This window comes from Bartonella sp. DB5-6 (assembly GCF_000278115.1).
Taxonomy (GTDB): Bacteria; Pseudomonadota; Alphaproteobacteria; order Rhizobiales; family Rhizobiaceae; genus Bartonella; species Bartonella refiksaydamii.
In genome coordinates, this window is record NZ_JH725115.1 from 151,445 (window position 1) to 169,351 (window position 17,907).

17 protein-coding genes are annotated in these 17,907 nt (G+C 38.8%); 6 read left to right on the top strand and 11 right to left on the bottom strand.

Annotated elements, in window-relative coordinates:
- Window positions 1–1,025 precede the first annotated feature (1,025 nt).
- Window positions 1,026–2,792, bottom strand: coding sequence for an ABC transporter ATP-binding protein (locus MCO_RS02000; protein ID WP_007552288.1), 1,767 nt, complete (start codon window positions 2,790–2,792; stop codon window positions 1,026–1,028).
- Between the two features lie 222 nt (window positions 2,793–3,014).
- Window positions 3,015–3,533: a translation initiation factor IF-3 gene (infC, locus tag MCO_RS02005; RefSeq protein WP_040298621.1), complete on the bottom strand. Its 519-nt coding sequence runs from the start codon at window positions 3,531–3,533 to the stop codon at window positions 3,015–3,017.
- A 193-nt stretch (window positions 3,534–3,726) separates the two neighbouring features.
- Here infC and MCO_RS02010 point away from each other — a divergent pair, with 193 nt between their 5' ends.
- From MCO_RS02010 to dapE, 3 genes are all read left to right on the top strand, one after another.
- Window positions 3,727–4,506: a carboxylesterase gene (locus MCO_RS02010; RefSeq protein ID WP_007552291.1), complete on the top strand. Its 780-nt coding sequence runs from the start codon at window positions 3,727–3,729 to the stop codon at window positions 4,504–4,506.
- 33 nt (window positions 4,507–4,539) lie between these two features.
- Window positions 4,540–5,286: a M48 family metallopeptidase gene (locus tag MCO_RS02015; protein ID WP_007552292.1), complete on the top strand. Its 747-nt coding sequence runs from the start codon at window positions 4,540–4,542 to the stop codon at window positions 5,284–5,286.
- Between the two features lie 215 nt (window positions 5,287–5,501).
- On the top strand, window positions 5,502–6,674 hold the full coding sequence (gene dapE, locus MCO_RS02020; protein WP_007552293.1) for a succinyl-diaminopimelate desuccinylase: 1,173 nt from the start codon (window positions 5,502–5,504) through the stop codon (window positions 6,672–6,674).
- Window positions 6,675–6,775: 101 nt separating this feature from the next.
- Here dapE and hemW read toward each other — a convergent pair whose 3' ends face one another.
- Together hemW and MCO_RS02030 are read right to left on the bottom strand one after the other, a co-directional pair.
- A complete protein-coding gene (hemW, locus tag MCO_RS02025) occupies window positions 6,776–7,975 on the bottom strand; it encodes a radical SAM family heme chaperone HemW (protein ID WP_007552294.1) in 1,200 nt (399 codons plus the stop codon).
- Window positions 7,972–8,619 carry a non-canonical purine NTP pyrophosphatase gene (locus tag MCO_RS02030; protein ID WP_007552295.1) on the bottom strand — a complete coding sequence of 216 codons (648 nt, stop codon included), beginning with the start codon at window positions 8,617–8,619 and terminating at the stop codon, window positions 7,972–7,974. The genes hemW and MCO_RS02030 overlap by 4 nt, the downstream gene beginning before the upstream one ends.
- 314 nt (window positions 8,620–8,933) lie before the next feature.
- Here MCO_RS02030 and hrcA point away from each other — a divergent pair, with 314 nt between their 5' ends.
- Window positions 8,934–10,004 carry a heat-inducible transcriptional repressor HrcA gene (gene hrcA, locus MCO_RS02035; protein ID WP_007552296.1) on the top strand — a complete coding sequence of 357 codons (1,071 nt, stop codon included), beginning with the start codon at window positions 8,934–8,936 and terminating at the stop codon, window positions 10,002–10,004.
- Window positions 10,005–10,128: 124 nt separating this feature from the next.
- Window positions 10,129–10,791, top strand: a complete 663-nt coding sequence (gene grpE, locus MCO_RS02040; protein WP_007552297.1) for a nucleotide exchange factor GrpE — start codon at window positions 10,129–10,131, stop codon at window positions 10,789–10,791.
- Window positions 10,792–10,899: 108 nt separating this feature from the next.
- On the opposite strand, the gene thpR is transcribed toward grpE, so the two are convergent.
- The 6 genes from thpR to MCO_RS02070 all read right to left on the bottom strand — a co-directional run bounded on the left by thpR (window position 10,900) and on the right by MCO_RS02070 (window position 15,952).
- Window positions 10,900–11,439 carry an RNA 2',3'-cyclic phosphodiesterase gene (thpR, locus tag MCO_RS02045; protein WP_007552298.1) on the bottom strand — a complete coding sequence of 180 codons (540 nt, stop codon included), beginning with the start codon at window positions 11,437–11,439 and terminating at the stop codon, window positions 10,900–10,902.
- Window positions 11,440–12,076: 637 nt separating this feature from the next.
- Complete coding sequence (locus tag MCO_RS02050; protein ID WP_040298666.1) at window positions 12,077–12,370, bottom strand: HPr family phosphocarrier protein; 294 nt, start codon at window positions 12,368–12,370, stop codon at window positions 12,077–12,079.
- Window positions 12,371–12,395: 25 nt separating this feature from the next.
- Window positions 12,396–12,785 (bottom strand): PTS sugar transporter subunit IIA, encoded by a 390-nt coding sequence (locus MCO_RS02055; protein ID WP_007552302.1) that lies wholly within the window; start codon window positions 12,783–12,785, stop codon window positions 12,396–12,398.
- Window positions 12,786–12,917: 132 nt separating this feature from the next.
- A complete protein-coding gene (locus MCO_RS02060; protein WP_007552303.1) occupies window positions 12,918–13,382 on the bottom strand; it encodes an HPr kinase/phosphatase C-terminal domain-containing protein in 465 nt (154 codons plus the stop codon).
- Window positions 13,383–13,405: 23 nt separating this feature from the next.
- A complete protein-coding gene (locus MCO_RS02065; protein ID WP_007552304.1) occupies window positions 13,406–15,190 on the bottom strand; it encodes a sensor histidine kinase in 1,785 nt (594 codons plus the stop codon).
- Between the two features lie 39 nt (window positions 15,191–15,229).
- Window positions 15,230–15,952, bottom strand: a complete 723-nt coding sequence (locus MCO_RS02070) for a response regulator transcription factor (RefSeq protein WP_007552305.1) — start codon at window positions 15,950–15,952, stop codon at window positions 15,230–15,232.
- A gap of 374 nt (window positions 15,953–16,326) precedes the next feature.
- On the opposite strand from MCO_RS02070, the gene lysM reads away from it, so the two are divergent.
- Window positions 16,327–16,782 carry a peptidoglycan-binding protein LysM gene (gene lysM / locus MCO_RS02080; protein WP_007552306.1) on the top strand — a complete coding sequence of 152 codons (456 nt, stop codon included), beginning with the start codon at window positions 16,327–16,329 and terminating at the stop codon, window positions 16,780–16,782.
- Between the two features lie 150 nt (window positions 16,783–16,932).
- Here the strand turns inward: lysM and MCO_RS02085 are convergent, their stop codons facing one another.
- A complete protein-coding gene (locus MCO_RS02085; RefSeq protein WP_007552307.1) occupies window positions 16,933–17,487 on the bottom strand; it encodes a copper chaperone PCu(A)C in 555 nt (184 codons plus the stop codon).
- Window positions 17,488–17,907: the final 420 nt, after the last annotated feature.

Genomic DNA, 17,907 nt, shown 5'->3' on the forward strand with positions numbered 1-17,907 from the left:
CATTCTACACTGGTACCGATAAAGAGTATAACGCAAAATCGATAGTGCACCACCATTTTTACTAATGCAAGGGTCAAGCGAGTACATCTTTCTATTTACTAGCTCTCAATTTTGTCAGTTGCTCTTGCATTGAGACGGTTTATGAAAAGTATATATTTATTGCTTGCCTAAATAGCTTTTTATCCACGCGTTGATCTGTCTTGTGATGTACAAGCAAACAATTTTCCGGCATGATAAGGATTTAAAATGAAGAAATCTTACAGTATTCAGAGCTCTCATTTAAATTGCAAAACGATGAATTATCATTATAAACTCATGTGTTGTGTTTCCTTAAAGATGCGTTCGATAAGGTAACTTTTTTGTAATGATGACCATCACAGCTATGCAATATTTTCCTATTTAAGCAGTAAGGAATGATAGGAATATAGTTTTGCTTCTCACCTGTTTTTTAGCGCATTAGGATCATAACTTTTATCAGCAATGACATATGTATTTTATTTTTAAGAAATTAAGGTGCTGAACATTATTCCAGTTCTTAGACGAGAAAATAAAACGTGAAGTATAGTCCAAGATGTCCGCTACAGCAGGAAGTCTCGTTATAAATAAATTAACGGTTTCTCTTCAATGAGTCCTTTTATGCTAAGCTTATTGTTAATTTATGGCGTAATCTAATAACCGGCAGCATGGAAATGGCTGGTAAACAAAGGTGCATCACTCAGATTTATCATCATAGTTCTTAGCAGCTTTTTCAAAATTTGAAGTCTATTTTTTTGCTGCTATAAAAATTCATAATGTTTATGAATGCGACTCCACTTGCTTGAGGAAAGGGGAAACTCTCGCCATTGAGTCCTCATTTTTAAAGTAAGATGAATTTCTTCAGTAAAACAATAAGGAAGTTTTTCAATTATCATACAAATCCTAAAAGTGTGTCTTCAATAAAGTGTAATTTTTTTGCCAATCTCTGCACTTAAGGAATATGAATTCATCCATTTTTATTCTCAAATACTTACTTAAGTATCTAGAAACTAAGGCTTATGCTTTTTGAATTGGATATTATGAAGCGTTTTGTAAAAACCGTTTTTTTTTGCAAGCAATTCTTTTCGAGTACCTTGTTCGACTAGTTGACCATTTTGTATAACAATAATTTTATGAGCGCGAGCAATCGTTGAAAGTCTATGGGCAATAGTGATAGTCGTGCGCCCTTTGGTGAGATGGTGAAGAGCTTCATTAATTTGTGCTTCAGTATGCGAGTCTAATGCACTTGTTGCTTCATCAAGAATCAGAATTTCACTGTCATGAAGCATTGCTCTGGCGATGGCGAGTCGTTGTTTTTGTCCACCTGAAAGATTACAGCCATTATCGCCTATCTGTGTATCATAGCCATTTGGTAGATCCATAATAAAGTCGTGAGCATTGGCTGCTTTTGCTGCTTTAATAATGTCGTTGTCGTGAGCTCCTGCTTTTCCAAGCTCGATATTGTATTTAACAGTTCCTTGGAAAAGAAAAGTATCCTGTCCTACATAAGCTATCAGATTTCTAAGGGAGCGAAATGTAGTATAACGGATGTCTTGATCATTAATAAATATACGTCCCTTTGTGGGGTCATAAAGGCGCATAATAAGGTTTATAAGCGTTGATTTCCCCGAACCAGATGGCCCTATCAACGCTGTCATTTTTCTAGGTTCTATTTCTAGATTAATGTCTTTCAACACCATTTGGTTACCTGTATATGCGAAAGAAACATCTTCGAAACGGATAGTTCCTTGTCTTTTATCCAAATCTTTAGCTTTTGCATGTTCTATAACCGTAAGAGGACGGTCGAGAATTTCAAACATCGTACGGATATTGACCAAGCCAGCTTCAATTTTAACACGTACATTTGCGAGTCTTTTTGCAGGCTCGTAAGCAAGAAGCAAAGCAACAATAAAGGACATGAACTCACCTTGAACGCCTGTACGCTGAGTTGCAAGGTAGCCGGAAAAACAGATAATACCCGCAATGGTAACACCAGCAAGGGTTTCCATAATCGGATTTGTAACGGCTTGAAGTGTTGCAATAGTGTTTGCTTGTTTTTCAACATCGCAAATGGCTTTATCCATACGTTTTTTCATGAGCTCTTCTAATGAAAAAGCTTTGATAACACGAATACCAATAGAACTTTCTTGTACAATTTTGATAATTTCACCAAGAGAAAGGAGTTCTTTTTCCGCAAGGCTACGAACACGTTTTAAAGCCATTCGAACTCCTAAAAAAGCCAGTGGTCCTATTATTAAAGTAATGGCGATTAACGTAAAGTTTTGAATAAACATAACAAGCAATAGGCCACTAACGGAAAGCAAATCACGTACAAAAGTTGTAATAATTGTATCGATGATATTACGCGCGGCTGTAGCATTATGGGTTACACGCACAAGAAGATCAGATGAAGCATTATTATGATAAAAAGAGACTCCCTGTTCCATAAGGCGTGCGTAAATTTTACGCTGCTGTTCAGCAACAATACTGTTGCCTGCTTTGCTCAAAAAGTAAGTTTGGGCAAAAGTTGCTATCCCTTTGAGGATAAAAATGAAAGCAATGATGCTAGAAATCAAAACAATCATACTGAAATTTTGCGCGTCAATAATATAATTGACAACGTCACGCATAATCCATGCACTGGCTGCTGTTGTGCAGGAAATAATGATCATTGAAAAAACAGCGGCACCATACCAACACGCATGTTTATGAAAATTTTCTCGCAAAAGACGGATGATCAGATGTCTATCAAAAGCAGAAATTTGTTTTTTGACCATGAAGCGCTTCTACATTTTATTGTTGTTTCATGCAAGATTGAAGCACTCTTATTAAAAACATTTAGTCGTTTTGATAAAAAGAGTATTCTCTTAATGAGAGAGGTTGGCGCATAACAACTACCAATTTAAAAGTGCCACAACAATAATATGTGGCACTTTTAAATCATATCCATATACTCAACTCTAGATGAGTCATATTTTATATATTATCCCAATGAAACATTACTTAGGTGCTATCACCATCATCATTTGACGGCCTTCGAGTTTTGGTTCAGATTCGATTTTAGCAATTTCACAGGTATCCTCTTTCACCCGCTGAAGAAGCTTTAATCCAAGATCTTGGTGTGCCATTTCACGACCACGAAAACGCAAAGTAATCTTTACTTTATCACCATTACCAATAAAGCGATGAACAGCTTTGAGCTTGACCTCATAATCATGGACATCAACATTTGGACGCATCTTAATCTCTTTGATTTCGATGACTTTTTGCTTTTTACGTGTTTCAGCCGCCTTTTTTTGGGTTTGATATTTCAATTTGCCCAAATCGATAATTTTACACACGGGCGGTTCTGCATTCGGCACAATTTCAACTAAATCAAGCCCTGCATCTGCGGCCATAGCAAGTGCTTCTTGTATTGCAACAATTCCCTGATGTTGTCCTTCATCATTGATAAGCTGAACACGAGGAACCCGAATGTCCTGATTTGAGCGTGGCCCGTCTTTTTGAGTAGGTGTTATTTTAAACGGTCTACGAATGGTTTATGCTCCTTAATTTTGATTAATCTACAATGTAATTTAATATACAATTATACACAGAAAAACAACAAGAATTCGCGCTTTTTTCATTATTTGATTTATGACTTTGTGAGAGAATTTGGAAGATAGGAATTTTTCTTTTATAAGAGAAAATAGTTCATAAAGGAAAAGAATCATGGATCAAAACATTCCTTGCCAATTTTTTTCGTTTGAAGGTACTGCTCTTGCAGTGCGCCATCGCAAAGGTTGCGGCTCTCCTAGTCTGGTTTGGCTTTCTGGCTATCAATCCGATATGTTGGGGGGCAAAGCGGTGATGGTTGATAGCTTCGCTCAGAAGAATGACTTATCTTGTTTGCGTTTTGACTATTCAGGTCATGGGGAATCAGAGGGTGACTTTTTTCAAGGAACGATATCGCGTTGGGTCAAAGAAAGTTTAGCGGTTTTTGAAACTTATTGTAAAGGACCACAAATTTTGATTGGCTCCTCTATGGGGGGGTGGATTGCTCTCAAACTTGCGACGATGCTAGCGCAGAAAAATAAGAGGCTTGCTGGTATGGTGTTGATTGCGCCGGCTCCTGATTTTACACAAACATTAGTGGAACCAGAATTAGGGCCGGCAGAATGGAAAATTCTGGAAGAAAAAGGATGTATTGAGCGACCTGCTGTTGGTGATACGGAGCCGTTTCTTTTCACCAAGACACTGATTGAAGATGGGCGAGATAACTGTGTTATGAAAGGATGCATTGATATTGGGTGTCCAGTTCATATTTTGCAAGGTATGGAAGATACAGAGATACCCTATCAGCATACACTGACTTTACTTGATCATTTGCCTTTACATGATGTAACATTAACACTTATTCGTGATGCGGACCATCGGCTTTCGCGTCCGCAGGATTTAGAATGCCTCGAAGCAGTATTGAGGTCGTTAATTGACAGAATTAATGCAGGATAAGGGTCAAGTTCATTGAAGATAAAGACATAATGTATGACCGTTTATGAACAACATTTTATTTTCTCTGATCGTATTGTACCTATACGCGTACGCAGGCATAAGTGCGCGCGCCGTCTTACATTACGTATTGATGCAAGCGGGCAGGAAATTTGTGTAACAACACCGCCAGCGATAAGTCTCTGTTCGGTTCAAGATTTCATTAAAAAGCACCGATTTTGGATTGAAACGCGTCTTACGCGTGGATGTGTTTCTCACGAAAATGCTTATCTCAAAAAAGGTACAACGATTCCTGTATTGGGTGTTGCACATACCATAGGACATAAAGAAGGGCGTGGGGTATCAGAAATTGTTGTAGGCGAAGCAGGACAGGAACCTCAAATTATCGTTTATGGTCAATTAGAATATTTGCCAAGGCGTGTTGCTGATATTCTAAAAAAACAGGCGGCGCTCACTATAACACCATTGGTTGCGTATTATGCACGTAAAGTAGAGCGTAAAGTGAAGTCAGTTTGCTATAAAGATACGAAAAGTCGTTGGGGATCTTGTTCAATAGACAAGCGTCTTTCTTTTTCTTGGCGCCTTATTATGGCACCAAAAGAAATTGTTGAATATGTTGTCGCGCATGAGGTTGCTCATCTTGTCGAAATGAATCACGGACAAAAATTTTGGGATCTTTGTGAAAAGCTTTGTCCAGATAGTAAAAAGTATCGTGCTTGGTTGAAGAAAAATGGTCATATACTGCAAGCAATCAATTTTCATCCATATAAGTTAGAAATATGAAAAGCCCTTAGAAGATAATATGGGATGGAACTTTTTGTTGAGTGTACCGTTATGTGTGTGCTTAGTCACTCATGGGTGAAGAAGCCATTGAAGCCTCAGCACGATTATCTTCCCCTGCCTAGTGTGCTGAGTGCCTTCAATGTTTTTACTTTATCTTTTTTGTAATTCAGCCTAATAATTTCTGGTAACTCCTCAGTTTAGATTGGAAGAGCACTATGCCTGTCCTTACAAATCCAATTCAACTATTACAGGCGCTTATTCGTTGTCCTTCTGTTACACCTCATGAAGCGGGTGCCTTGTCAACTTTGGAACAATTTCTAGCAAAGATGAGGTTTCATATTGAACGTCCTGTTTTTTCGGATAAGAATACAGAAGATGTTGAAAATCTTTATGCAAAAATAGGGGGAGAGGGACCGCATCTTATGTTTGCAGGCCATACTGATGTTGTGCCACCAGGTGTGTTAGAACACTGGATACATCCTCCTTTTGAAGCTGTAATAGATCAAGGGAAGCTATATGGGCGGGGTGCTGTTGATATGAAGGGTGGGATTGCCTGTTTTGTTGCAGCGCTGGCTCGAGTTCTTGAGAAACGCTCCATTAAAGGGACAGTAAGTTTTCTGATTACCTGCGATGAAGAAGGTCCTGCTATTAACGGTACGGTCAAACTTCTCAAATGGGCGGAGCAAAAAGGTGAAAAATGGACTGCAGCTCTCGTGGGAGAACCAACAAGCGTAAAAGTTGTTGGTGATGTGATAAAGATTGGACGCCGAGGATCAATCTCTGGTATTATCACGGTTAAAGGTCGCCAAGGGCATGTTGCCTTTCCTGAGCGAGCAGCTAATCCATTACCTTTAGCAAGTAAGCTTATTCAAGCATTGACGCAAACTGCTTTAGATCAAGGATCAGAAAATTTTCAACCAAGTAATTTGGAATTAACAACTATTGATACGGGAAATTCAGCGGTAAATGTTATTCCAGCGCAAACAATGATCCGTTTTAATATACGCTACAACGATCTTTGGACAAAAGAAACGCTTATAGCAGAAATTGAAAAGCGTCTTTCTTCAATACAATCAAAAAATAAGTCTGATCAATACCCCTCCTATCATCTGGAATGGATTCCAAGTTTGGGAGATGTTTTTTTGACAAAAAATGATAAACTCGTTAAGACTTTGTCAAATGCTATTAAAAGCGTAACAGGAAGTATACCAGAATGTTCAACTTCAGGGGGGACTTCGGATGCGCGATTTATTAAAGACTATTGCCCAGTGGTTGAATTTGGTTTACTGGGGCAAACGATGCATATGGTGGATGAGTGTGTAAATCTTGATGCACTGGAAACTCTCACTGTTATTTATGAACGTTTCATTGTTGATTTTTTTGCGTAAAAAAGAAGCAATTGTTTTTTAAAAAACATTTTTACCACAAATTAAAAACCGTGAATGCTATATCGCAATTGATGAGAACGCAGGTTAAAGTCATAAAGATGCTAGTTTGCTAATTGGTTGATAATGTGGTCAAGAAGGATGCGTCCTTTTTTTGTCGCTTTTAAGCGCTGATTTCCTAGCATTTCTACTAGCCCTTGTTGTTGTAAATCGATAAGCTTTTCCATTGGTAAACCCTTGGGGCTTAAGGTTTCATAACGTGTAAGATTCAAACCTTCGCAAAGACGCAATCCCATGAGAAGCATTTCGTTTGCCTGTTGCTCTCTGGTCAATTGTTCTGTTTCAACGCAGCCATGTCCTGTAGTTTCTACCAATTCAAGCCAGTGTTCAGGATACCTTTCATTGATTGTGACATAACGTTCATGGTTTTCATTGTGTGATAAAGATGTTTTTGAGAAAGCGGAAAAATTGTTCAATGGATGCTTTATAAAGCGACCATGTGCCCCTGGACCAAAGCCTGCGTATTCATGATAACGCCAATAAAGAAGATTGTGTGCTGATTCGGAACCGGGACTTGCGTGATTTGAGATCTCATAGGCTGGAAGTCCATGTGTAGTAGTTATTTCTTGGGTAAGATGATACAGATCTGCTGCGAGTTCTGAAGCGGGGAGGATAAGTCTTCCTGCGGCGTGAAGCCGCTTAAAGGCAGTTCCTTCTTCGATAGTCAGTTGGTAAAGAGAAAGATGGTCTGCTGCCAAGTCAATGGCTTGAAAAAGTTCATTTTTCCATTGCTCGAGTGTTTGCTCGGGGCGGGCATAAATAAGATCAAAAGATAAACGTGGAAAGATTTTCCGCGCCAAAGCAATCGCGTGAAGAGCCTGTTTTACATCATGGAGACGGCCAAGTTGTCGTAATGCCTTGTCATTGAGTGCTTGTACACCTAAGGATAAGCGGTTAATTCCTGCCGCTCTGTATCCGTGAAAGCGTTCTGCTTCTACACTTGATGGGTTGGCTTCCAGTGTGATTTCGGCTTTATCATCGACCGTCCACTTTTTTGCAACTGCTTGCAATAAAGCATCAACAGTTTGAGGAGTCATAAGAGAGGGCGTCCCCCCACCAATAAAGATACTGGTAATATGACGTGGACCTATTTTATGGTATTGCGTTTCTATTTCACGTTCAAAAGCGGTTACAAAGCGTGATTGATCAACACCATGGACGCGTACGTGCGAATTAAAGTCACAATAAGGACATTTAGCAGCGCAAAAAGGCCAATGAATATAAATGCCAAAAATTTTATTCATGAGGGTGTTAAAAGGTTTTCTGCGAAAAGCTTGAAAGCACGCGCGCGATGCGAGAGGGGTGTTTTATCATTTAGCTTCCAGCCATGTTTTTGCTCTGTTGACATTTCACCAAAGGTATTTTCATATCCATCTGGTAAAAAAATGGGATCAAAGCCAAAACCTTTATCTCCACGTGGTGGCCAAATGAATGTACCTTCAACGCACCCACGGAAATAATCTGCATAAGCATCGGGCCATGCAATGCAGATGACTGATATAAATCGGCCTTTCCGTTGGCTTTTTTCATGTGCTCCAACTTTTTGGAGTTCATCTTCTACTTTTTGCATAGCTTTTAAAAAATTACGTGTGCCATCAGGTTGAAGGGCAAGGTCAGCTGTATAAACGCCCGGTGCACCACCCAATGCATCCACTTCCATGCCAGAATCATCAGAAAGAGCCGGAAGTCCTGTATTTTTTGCTGCTGCAAAAGCTTTAATGTAGGCATTTTCTTCAAATGTTGTTCCCGTTTCTTTTGGTTCTGGTAATCCGAGCTCTTTTGCGGATTGTATTGTTAAACCAAAAGGGGCAACCAATGCGGTAATTTCATGCAATTTTCCGGTGTTATGTGTAGCAATGACGAGTTTTTTTGTTGCTATGCTTCTCATATACATTTCTCCAGAAATGAAAGGGGGATACTATTTTTATGCTGGAAACTAGCTTAAGTGACCGTATGATAGGGATCTTATCAGATTTTACAAGACACGATCTTTTTGCATGTTTATTGATATCCTATTTAAATGAAATCTTTTGTATTTGATAAGGATAATAATTGCAAAGACATAAAGGCTGTACTCCTTTAATGGTAGCATTTTTTATGATAAATATATAGTGTGCTTTTGCACTACTTTAGACTGTTTGACCAAACCTTGGCAAAACTTATATAAGAAGGAAGTATTTTTAGAGTAGTGAATTAATTGTAATGAAGCACAAACCTATTGATGATGAACTAAAATATCTTGATGAGCGTTCACGTGATATCTTTCGTCATATTGTTGAGGCTTATCTTAATGATGGTGAACCTGTAGGATCACGAAATCTTTCGCGGCTTTTGCAACAGACATTGTCACCTGCTACGATTCGCAATGTGATGAGTGATCTCGAACATCTTGGGTTGATTTATGCACCGCATGTGTCTGCGGGGCGAATGCCAACACAATCAGGGTTAAGATTTTTTGTTGATGCATTTATGGAAGCGGGTGATTTGCCAAGCGAGGAGCGTGAAAGTATCGAAACGCAAGTCAAGGAGGCTGGTCATGCACAATCTGTAGAACATTTTCTCGTTCAAGCGAGTCGCGTTCTTTCAGATCTTTCACGTGGAGCGGGGCTTGTTCTAGCAACGAAATATGAAGGGACGTTGAAGCATATTGAATTCGTACGTCTTGATGGAGCGCAAGCTCTTGCAGTTTTAGTAACCCAACAAGGGGAGGTTGAGAATCGTGTTGTTCATTTACCGGAAGGTGTTACCCATGCACAATTGACAGAGGCAACGAATTTTCTCAATGCTCATATTCAGGGGCGTACATTGAGTGAAGCTAAAGAAGAAATTGCACGTTTATGCTCAGAAACGCGGGCTGCGCTTGATCATTTGTCTCATCATCTTGTTGAAACAGGGTTAGCTCTTTGGGGAGGAGAAGGTGCTGATCATAAAATACACCTTATTGTTCGCGGGCGCAGTAATTTGCTTGAAGATGTAAAAGCAGAAGAAGATTTGGAGCGGTTACGACATCTGTTTGATGATCTTGAAACGCGTGAAAGTATGGCACAGCTTCTTGATTTAACGGATGAAGGTTCAGGAGTTCGTATCTTTATTGGTTCAGAAAACAAATTGTTTTCGCTTTCTGGTTCTTCTTTAGTGGTGGCACCTTATCGTGATTCAAAGCAAAGAGTTATTGGTGCTTTAGGTGTTATTGGACCCACGCGGCTTAATTATGCTAGGATTGTGCCCATGGTTGATTATACGGCTCAACTTATATCACAACTGTTGCGTTAAAACATTTAGGTGAACATTTATATTATAAATATTCATTGTATTAAGATGCGTAAATACCCCTTGATTTTTGCCTGCAGAATTTCGATATCGAGAATAACAAATCTTATGAAGGAATGGAATTTTTATGTCTGAAGAAAAAAACAAATTTACTGACGCTTCATTTGAAAATCGCGATTTGAAAAATCCAACTGATCGTGATGCACTTAAACAAGCAGCAGATGAGTTTTTAAAAACGCGCGAAGCCGAAGCTCGCGCAGAGATTTCAAAAGAGGAAAATGAGTTTATAGATCCTTTAGCTGCTTTGCAGAACGAAAATAAAGACCTGAAAGACCAGCTTTTACGTCTTGCTGCAGATATGGAAAACCTTCGACGTCGTACTGCACGTGATATGGCGGATGCGAAGGCTTATTCAATTGCCAATTTTGCGCGTGACATGTTATCTGTTTCTGATAACCTCAATCGTGCTTTAGAGGCTATTCCAGAAGGGGCAAAGGAGAGTGATGCTGGTTTGAAAACATTAGCGGAGGGAGTTGAGATGACTGAGCGTGCAATGATAGCAGCGTTGGAACGTCACGGAGTGCAGAAAATTCATCCAGAAGGGCAAAAATTTGATCCTCACTTTCACCAAGCAATGTTTGAAATTCCTAACTCTGATGTTCCAGATAACACTGTTCAACAAGTTGTTCAGGCAGGTTACATTATCGGTGAACGTGTTTTGCGTCCAGCTATAGTAGGTGTAGCCAAAGGTGGAGCAAAAGAAGCTTCTGTTAAATCTGATTCAGCTTAAAATGCATCAAAAATATACCCACCGCGCAAAGGTGCAGTACTGCATGCAATGCTACACCCGTAAGGCATTCTATCAAAGAGAGTTCTAAAGGATGTTAGAAACATCCTTTTATTCTTGAAGTGCCCAGCTTCTTTTTACAATGTACGGAGCGTCGCTTGAAGGAGACGGTGATAACAATAGAACAAAATGATCGACCTTAAAAGGAGGGAACAAAAAACTACCTCGAGAAGACAAATAAGAAGGAAGATCATCAGGTTTAATATCAAGCAATCTCGCAAGAGTAATATGCGGAGTAAATTGTTTTTCATCAGGTGTTAAGTGCAGGCTGCTCCGAATACATTGAATCTTTTCATGTAGAAGACTGAGAGTTTCACAAGGCTCAATACGAACAACAAGGGAATGCGGAGCATTTTCTGAACCAAAAACCTCAAAACCTCTTGCTTGCAGCATAAAAGGAGAGAGCTTTATTGTGTCAAAAGCACGCACAATTTCATCTGTTAGGGAGCTTTCAATTTCACCAAAAAAAGACAAAGTGACGTGAAAGTTCTGCGGATTGATCCACTGCGCTTGTGGTAAGCCATTTTGCAGCGATATGAGTGCTTCTGTTGTTTGTTGAGGAATTTGAAGAGCACAAAACAGACGGTTCATGATATTTCCTTACAGTGAAAAGATGCCACCACAAACGCAATGGCGAACAACAAGCACAAAGCCTGTACCGCTAAGTATAAGGCGATGATGCAAAAAAATAATGTCTAAAAAATGTCTATAATAATTAAATGCATAAATCTTATGAATCTAAAAGAGTGGTTATGATGCAAACAAAAACCATATTTGCATACTTTTTAATACAAAGATGTGCAGTGGAGGATTGCTTGCGTTTTCATTATAAACACCGTAAATACAGTCTAAGATAAGGAAAGTTGATAAATTTCTGATTTATGTGTTTATCTTTATATTTGTCTAAAATAGCTTAAAAGTTGGCATATTTGGCAAAAGGTGAATGTTTCTCTTTTCTGTAGTAAATATTTAGGCATATGTGTTAAGTCGTAATAATAACTATAATACACGATAAACATTCAAATTGATCAAATATTGTTTGGAAGAGAAGTTACACACAAACATTGTACACAACACGGATTATGTTTATGAATAATTATACACCTAATCTATCATCGACATGAATGCAGATATTTTTAAGAAAAAATGGGGAAACCAATCAATACAATAATAGAAGAAGTCTCGCCTTATTTCAAAGATAACCATCATTCCTTTTTTGTGAGAAGCTTTAGTTTTCTTCTCCAAATTTATTATTGATAAGTTTTTCAAGAGCATCGAGAGCGTCAGTTGCTTCTGGTCCTGATACACGGATAGTAAGGTTACAACCAGGGGAGGCTGCTAACATCATAAGTCCCATAATAGATGAACCGCCAACGATTTTTCCATCTTTTTCAACTTCAACAATGGCGTTAAAATTGTCAACAGTTTGTACAAACTTTGCGGAAGCACGCGCATGTAATCCACGTTTATTACAGATATTAAAATGACGGCTTATACAGGGGAGAGTATCTTTAGAAAGCATCAGTGTTTCATTATCCGCTATAAAATTATACTGGTACATTAATATATTTACGCCCTGCTTCTTGTGCTATTCTTAAAGCTTCTGATAATGAAATATCAGGACATTGACGAATAGATATCAGTTTAATGAGCATGGGGAGATTAACACCCGCAATCATTTCAACGCGTCCTTTTTCAACAGCAGAAATAGCCATATTTGACGGCGTTCCACCGAACACATCTGTTAATATGATTACACCATGGTTTGTATCTGTAGAGGAAACTGCCGCTATAATATCACCTCGGCGCTGATCTATGTCATCATCGGGATAGACGCATATTGTTGCAAATTTTTCTTGTGTTCCAACAACATGCTCTACAGCATGTAGAAATTCGACAGCCAGCTCACCGTGCGTTACAAGCACGAGTCCAATCATTTACACAAACTCCTGTTAACTAAAGACCCGACCATATTGGTGGAAAAGACATTTTACAAGGCTTTGTTCTGCTGCCAAGAAAAATTTGCAAAAAAAAGGCAAAAATAATGATTTTTTTATTTTTAGAAAAAATCAGACAGATTTACGCCATACTTTTCTAAAAAAGAATGCTTCAATAGCCTGACAAATGGCTGTACAATCGGCTTCATGAAGGCTAGGAAGTTTTAAAAGAGGAATGCGTAAATTTGCAAATTGAAAAGTTTTATTTATGGAAAAGCGTTCATATTCAGGACCAAGAAGAATAACACAATCGATAATTGTTTGTTTTTCAAACTCTATCGCATAGAGTCCCGCACCGCGGATTTCAATGCCTCCTTGTAAACCTTCTGGTGTATATCCGTGAAGTTTTCCATTTTCCACACGGAGCTCAGTGTAATCGTCACTGATAAGTTTTGCTTCACGTTTTGACCACTCAGCACGGTCGATCAAAGAAAGGGTAAGGGTTGATTTTCCTGAACCCGATGGGCCTATAATCAACAGCCCCTTTCCTCCGAGCTGAAGACAATTTGCATGCAGTAATTCACTTTCTGTTTTCATGCTTTTTGCTTTGGATAAACGATTTATTTAGCGAAGGGAAGCATAATAATAAAACGTGCTCCAGTTTTACTATTTCCAAGTTTGGGGTCAACAATATTTTCTGCTGTAATTGTCCCATTATGGGCTTCGATGATTTGCCGACTAATAGATAGGCCAAGTCCTGAGTTTTGTCCAAAAGTATCTTCGTTTGGTCGATCAGTGTAGAAACGTTCAAAAATGCGTTCAATATTATCTGAACGAATACCGGGTCCGTTGTCTTCTATAGTTAAAATGAGGGTTGAACCATGACTTTTCATAGTTATACAAATTTTACCACTATTATGGGGGATGAAGGAGCGTGCGTTTTCAATGAGATTGGAAATAACTTGCCCTAAACGGAGTTCGTGTCCCAACACAAGATAGGCTTTTCCATGAGGAAGTGGGACAACATTAAGGCTTATATCAATGGTTTGCGTATTACGGTATACTTCCTGAACAGCATGAACAAGACTTTCCAAGAGCAGTGTCATATCAACAATTTGTGCGGTTTCGCGAGCAAGTTCTGCGTCTAGTCTAGAGGCATCAGAAATATCAGTAATTAAACGGTCTAGACGACACACATCATGTTGAATAATTTCAAACAATTGCTCCTGTGCTTCTTCATTTTTAGCTAGTGGAAGTGTTTCAACAGCACTCCGTAATGAGGTAAGCGGATTTTTTAATTCGTGGCTTACATCAGCAGCAAAACGTTCAATGGCTTCAATGCGCATATAAAGGGCATTTGTCATATCACGAATAGAAGTAGAAAGATGACCAATTTCATCTTCACGCATTGAAAAATCAGGAATTTCTACGCGCTTATTATTGCCATTGCGCACACGGTTAGCAGAGGCAGATAATTTGCTTAAGGGATGCGCAATCGTGTGAGCTAAAAATAAAGAAAGTACCAAAAGCACACTGCCTACAACGGCAAAGACTTTAAAAATGACCAATCTTTCTCCCTTTACAATGTTGTCAATATCTGAACCGGTGGTAGAAAGAAGAAGTGCCCCTACTACTGCACGGTAGCGTTGAACAGGTACAGCAACAGAAACGATTAATTGACCTTGTCTGTTGCGTCGTTGGGTAGTAGAAAGAGTCCCATTTAATGCTCGGTATACTTCTGGGTAAGCAATAGCATTGTTTTTTGTTTGTTCTCTATCAAGAGCAACACCACTGCCGTAAAATGTGTTTGAAAACCATGAAGAGAGGCGTTCCCATGTATTTTGTTCAGTTTTAAGTGGTGGTAAGTCATAGCTAAAAACTTCACCACTTGAATAAAGAGCGCGCGAATCAAGAAGGAGAGTGGCATCACGATCATAAATACGCGCTCTCGTTGTTTTGGGTGTGATAAGGCGTCGTAAAAGAGGGGCAACTTGTTCAGGATTTATGGGAAAGTCCCAAGAGTCTGTTGATTGTGGTGTGGGGGTAACACTTTCTCCAGCTTGTAATTCCAAAAGTTTTTGGGGATCAATGAGAATAGAATTTGTATCTACCGTTGCAGAAGCGGCAATGGCTCCAGCGATAATTTTTCCTTGAGTAAATAAACTTTCGATTTTCGCTTCAATTAAACCATCACGAAATTGATTAAGGTATAAAATACCTGTAACCAGAACAGCAAGGGCAGCAATATTTAATATAACAATGCGGCGTGTAAGACTAGAAAAAAGCAATTGTCTGAGAAGGCGCTGTATTCGAAGATGCAAATGGGCAAGCATGGGAAACGGCGTTGAAAGGATACCATTTGGTGCTGTTTTTTGCAGAGTTTCCAGTTGAGTATTTTTTGTCATCGATTTGATCGCTGTTCAAACTTGTGCGACAAAAGAGCTTCATACTTCGTGGAAACGATAGCCTACACCATAAAGTGTTTCAATCATTGCAAAATCATCATCCACTTGTTTAAACTTTTTTCGCAGACGTTTAATGTGACTATCGATGGTGCGGTCATCTACATAGACTTGATCACTGTATGCGGCATCCATCAAAGCATCACGACTTTTTACAACTCCTGGTCTTTGTGCTAAGGTCTGTAGAATCAGAAACTCTGTGACAGTAAGGATAACAGGTTTATCTTTCCATGTACAGGTGTGGCGCTCCTGATCCATCACAAGATCTCCACGTTTAAGAGAAGAGGTGGGAGAAGCTCCTGTTGCAAGCGGCTGGTTACGCGCGTTAGAACGGCGCAAAATAGCTTTCACACGCTCAATGAGAAGACGTTGAGAGAAAGGTTTGGTAATAAAATCGTCAGCTCCCATTTTGAGACCGAATAGCTCATCGATTTCATCATCTTTAGACGTAAGAAAAATAACTGGAATATCAGACTTCTGTCGCAGTCGGCGCAAGAGCTCCATTCCATCCATTCGGGGCATTTTAATATCAAAAATAGCTAAGTGTGGGGGATGAAGAGTTAGACCCTTGAGTGCAGATGCTCCATCTGTATAACTTTCAACCCGATAGCCTTCTGTCTCAAGCGCAAAAGATAAAGATGTCAAAATGTTGCGGTCATCATCAACAAGTACAATCGTTTGCGTGATTGTTGGTGTATCTTTCATGGCTTCTTAGACCTTTCTATTGCTGTGGTAGCAAACTACTCACACTATTTATATGGGAGTTCACATTTTTTTTGCAAAACAAATGTGATACAAATTGTAGCAGAGTAAAAAACCTTTCATTTTTACGGTAAAAGATTGTTTTATCTTTGTAATTTCATAATGTTTTTGCACATGTTAAGATCCCTTTGCTTGAGAGAAAATTTTCATAAAGGCATTTTTTATCAAAATTTGTTGCTGTCTTTGTCCCAGAATTGAACAGGTTTGCTTTTGATTGTTGAAGTTTAGGAAATTTGCCTATCTGTTTTAAGAGCAAAGAAAAGAGTGTGCTGACATATGCGCAAAAATTTGCGTACACTGCACACAAGGAGGACATAATGGGATTTTTTAATTTTATTAAAACGGTTGGTGAGAAATTTGGTATTGGTGATCATGAGCCAGAAGAAAAGGATTTTAAGGCTGCATTTGATAATTTCCAACTGGACGCGGGAAAAGTAAATATCCAAATTGAAAACGGTAAAGCTGTTTTGAGTGGTGAAGTTCCAGATAGAGAAACTCTTGAAAAAGCACTTTTGGTTGTTGGCAATTCGCAGGGCATCTCTTCTGTTGATGTTGACCAGTTAAAGATTACAGATACTACACCTACGAAAATTTCTCACTTTTATGAAGTTAAATCTGGTGATAATCTTTGGAAAATTGCTGAAGAAGTCTATGGAAAAGGGCAAGGCGATAAAAACATGCTTATTTTTGAAGCCAATAAGCCGATGCTGAAATCACCTGATAAAATTTATCCTGGACAAGTTTTGCGCATTCCTAAAATTGACCGCGTTTAATCAAGCGCAGGATAGTTTTTTAATTTTTTTTACAGTACACTCCGTGATACTAAAAAATAAGAAAGCGTGAAGAAAATTTTCACGCTTCTTTTTATTGTATTGAGTTATATTGAAATGTGCATTGAATGGTGATAAAGACAACAAAATAGCTTAGTTCGTAGGAGCTGATTTAGAAGACGATCTTCCTCCTATAGGGTTTACAGAAAAATCAACGTCAATAGTTCCTGCTTTCTCAAACGTCAATTTTGCGCTGATTTTGTCACCTAACTTGAATGGTTGTGCAAGCCCCGTGAACATAATATGATCACCCCCAGGTTTAAGGGTGATTTCACCATTGCCTGGAATTTCAATGCCATTGTGCATTTTTTCCATCTTCATGATATCGTTAACGACTGCCATAGAGTGGATTTCTGTTGTCTGTACCCCTTTTGTTGAAACAGAAACCAAACGATCTGGAGTACTACCGTGATTAATGATGTAGAGATAACCACTGCCAGTTTTTACGCCTTTGGGCGTTGCGCGCGTCCAAGGGTGAAGGATTTCTATATCTCCAACTTGATATTGTTGAGCGGTTGCAGGTAGGGCTATGAAAGCAAAGAGAAAAGCCCACATTGCGTTTTTGATAAGTTTTTTGAGTGGATATTGTGCGAGAACTGGATATTTAGACACGAGATCTTTTATGCTTCCAACGATAAATATCATCATTGATTTACCCTCCTTTGTGATATTCACTTTTATATATTTCTAGCAGAGTTTTTTTTCAAAATAAAAGAGAGAATTGCCAGAATTATACAAATAAAGATAGGAGATATAGGTCTCTTAGTTTTGTAGGAAGACGATAAGGTTTGAGGTAACAGTATGAAAGGCGAAGGAGGCATCCTTTTTAGTATACAGGTAAAAAAGGTTATATTGGACGCATTCAAAATATAGTTTGCAAATAAGAGTGAATAATTAGGTTTGTTAGAGGCAGAATTGTTAAGAGAAAAGGGACAGATAATATCCTCACGAACTATGTGCTTAGCAAGATGAGGTTGAATGGTATAGATAATGTTATTGATCGTATGATATGGCGGTCATTAAAGATTTAGCTAGGAAAGGATTATAAGCATTGTAGGAAAAATATGC

What these genes read in the sequence shown, in the direction of transcription:
- MCO_RS02000 (WP_007552288.1), bottom strand. Translation starts at nt 2,792, where the DNA reads ATGGTCAAAAAACAAATTTCTGCTTTTGATAGACATCTGATCATCCGT.
- MCO_RS02010 (WP_007552291.1), top strand. Translation starts at nt 3,727, where the DNA reads ATGGATCAAAACATTCCTTGCCAATTTTTTTCGTTTGAAGGTACTGCT.
- MCO_RS02015 (WP_007552292.1), top strand. Translation starts at nt 4,540, where the DNA reads ATGACCGTTTATGAACAACATTTTATTTTCTCTGATCGTATTGTACCT.
- dapE (WP_007552293.1), top strand. Translation starts at nt 5,502, where the DNA reads ATGCCTGTCCTTACAAATCCAATTCAACTATTACAGGCGCTTATTCGT.
- hemW (WP_007552294.1), bottom strand. Translation starts at nt 7,975, where the DNA reads ATGAATAAAATTTTTGGCATTTATATTCATTGGCCTTTTTGCGCTGCT.
- MCO_RS02030 (WP_007552295.1), bottom strand. Translation starts at nt 8,619, where the DNA reads ATGAGAAGCATAGCAACAAAAAAACTCGTCATTGCTACACATAACACC.
- hrcA (WP_007552296.1), top strand. Translation starts at nt 8,934, where the DNA reads ATGAAGCACAAACCTATTGATGATGAACTAAAATATCTTGATGAGCGT.
- grpE (WP_007552297.1), top strand. Translation starts at nt 10,129, where the DNA reads ATGTCTGAAGAAAAAAACAAATTTACTGACGCTTCATTTGAAAATCGC.
- thpR (WP_007552298.1), bottom strand. Translation starts at nt 11,439, where the DNA reads ATGAACCGTCTGTTTTGTGCTCTTCAAATTCCTCAACAAACAACAGAA.
- MCO_RS02050 (WP_040298666.1), bottom strand. Translation starts at nt 12,370, where the DNA reads ATGCTTTCTAAAGATACTCTCCCCTGTATAAGCCGTCATTTTAATATC.
- MCO_RS02055 (WP_007552302.1), bottom strand. Translation starts at nt 12,785, where the DNA reads ATGATTGGACTCGTGCTTGTAACGCACGGTGAGCTGGCTGTCGAATTT.
- MCO_RS02060 (WP_007552303.1), bottom strand. Translation starts at nt 13,382, where the DNA reads ATGAAAACAGAAAGTGAATTACTGCATGCAAATTGTCTTCAGCTCGGA.
- MCO_RS02065 (WP_007552304.1), bottom strand. Translation starts at nt 15,190, where the DNA reads ATGACAAAAAATACTCAACTGGAAACTCTGCAAAAAACAGCACCAAAT.
- MCO_RS02070 (WP_007552305.1), bottom strand. Translation starts at nt 15,952, where the DNA reads ATGAAAGATACACCAACAATCACGCAAACGATTGTACTTGTTGATGAT.
- lysM (WP_007552306.1), top strand. Translation starts at nt 16,327, where the DNA reads ATGGGATTTTTTAATTTTATTAAAACGGTTGGTGAGAAATTTGGTATT.
- MCO_RS02085 (WP_007552307.1), bottom strand. Translation starts at nt 17,487, where the DNA reads ATGATGATATTTATCGTTGGAAGCATAAAAGATCTCGTGTCTAAATAT.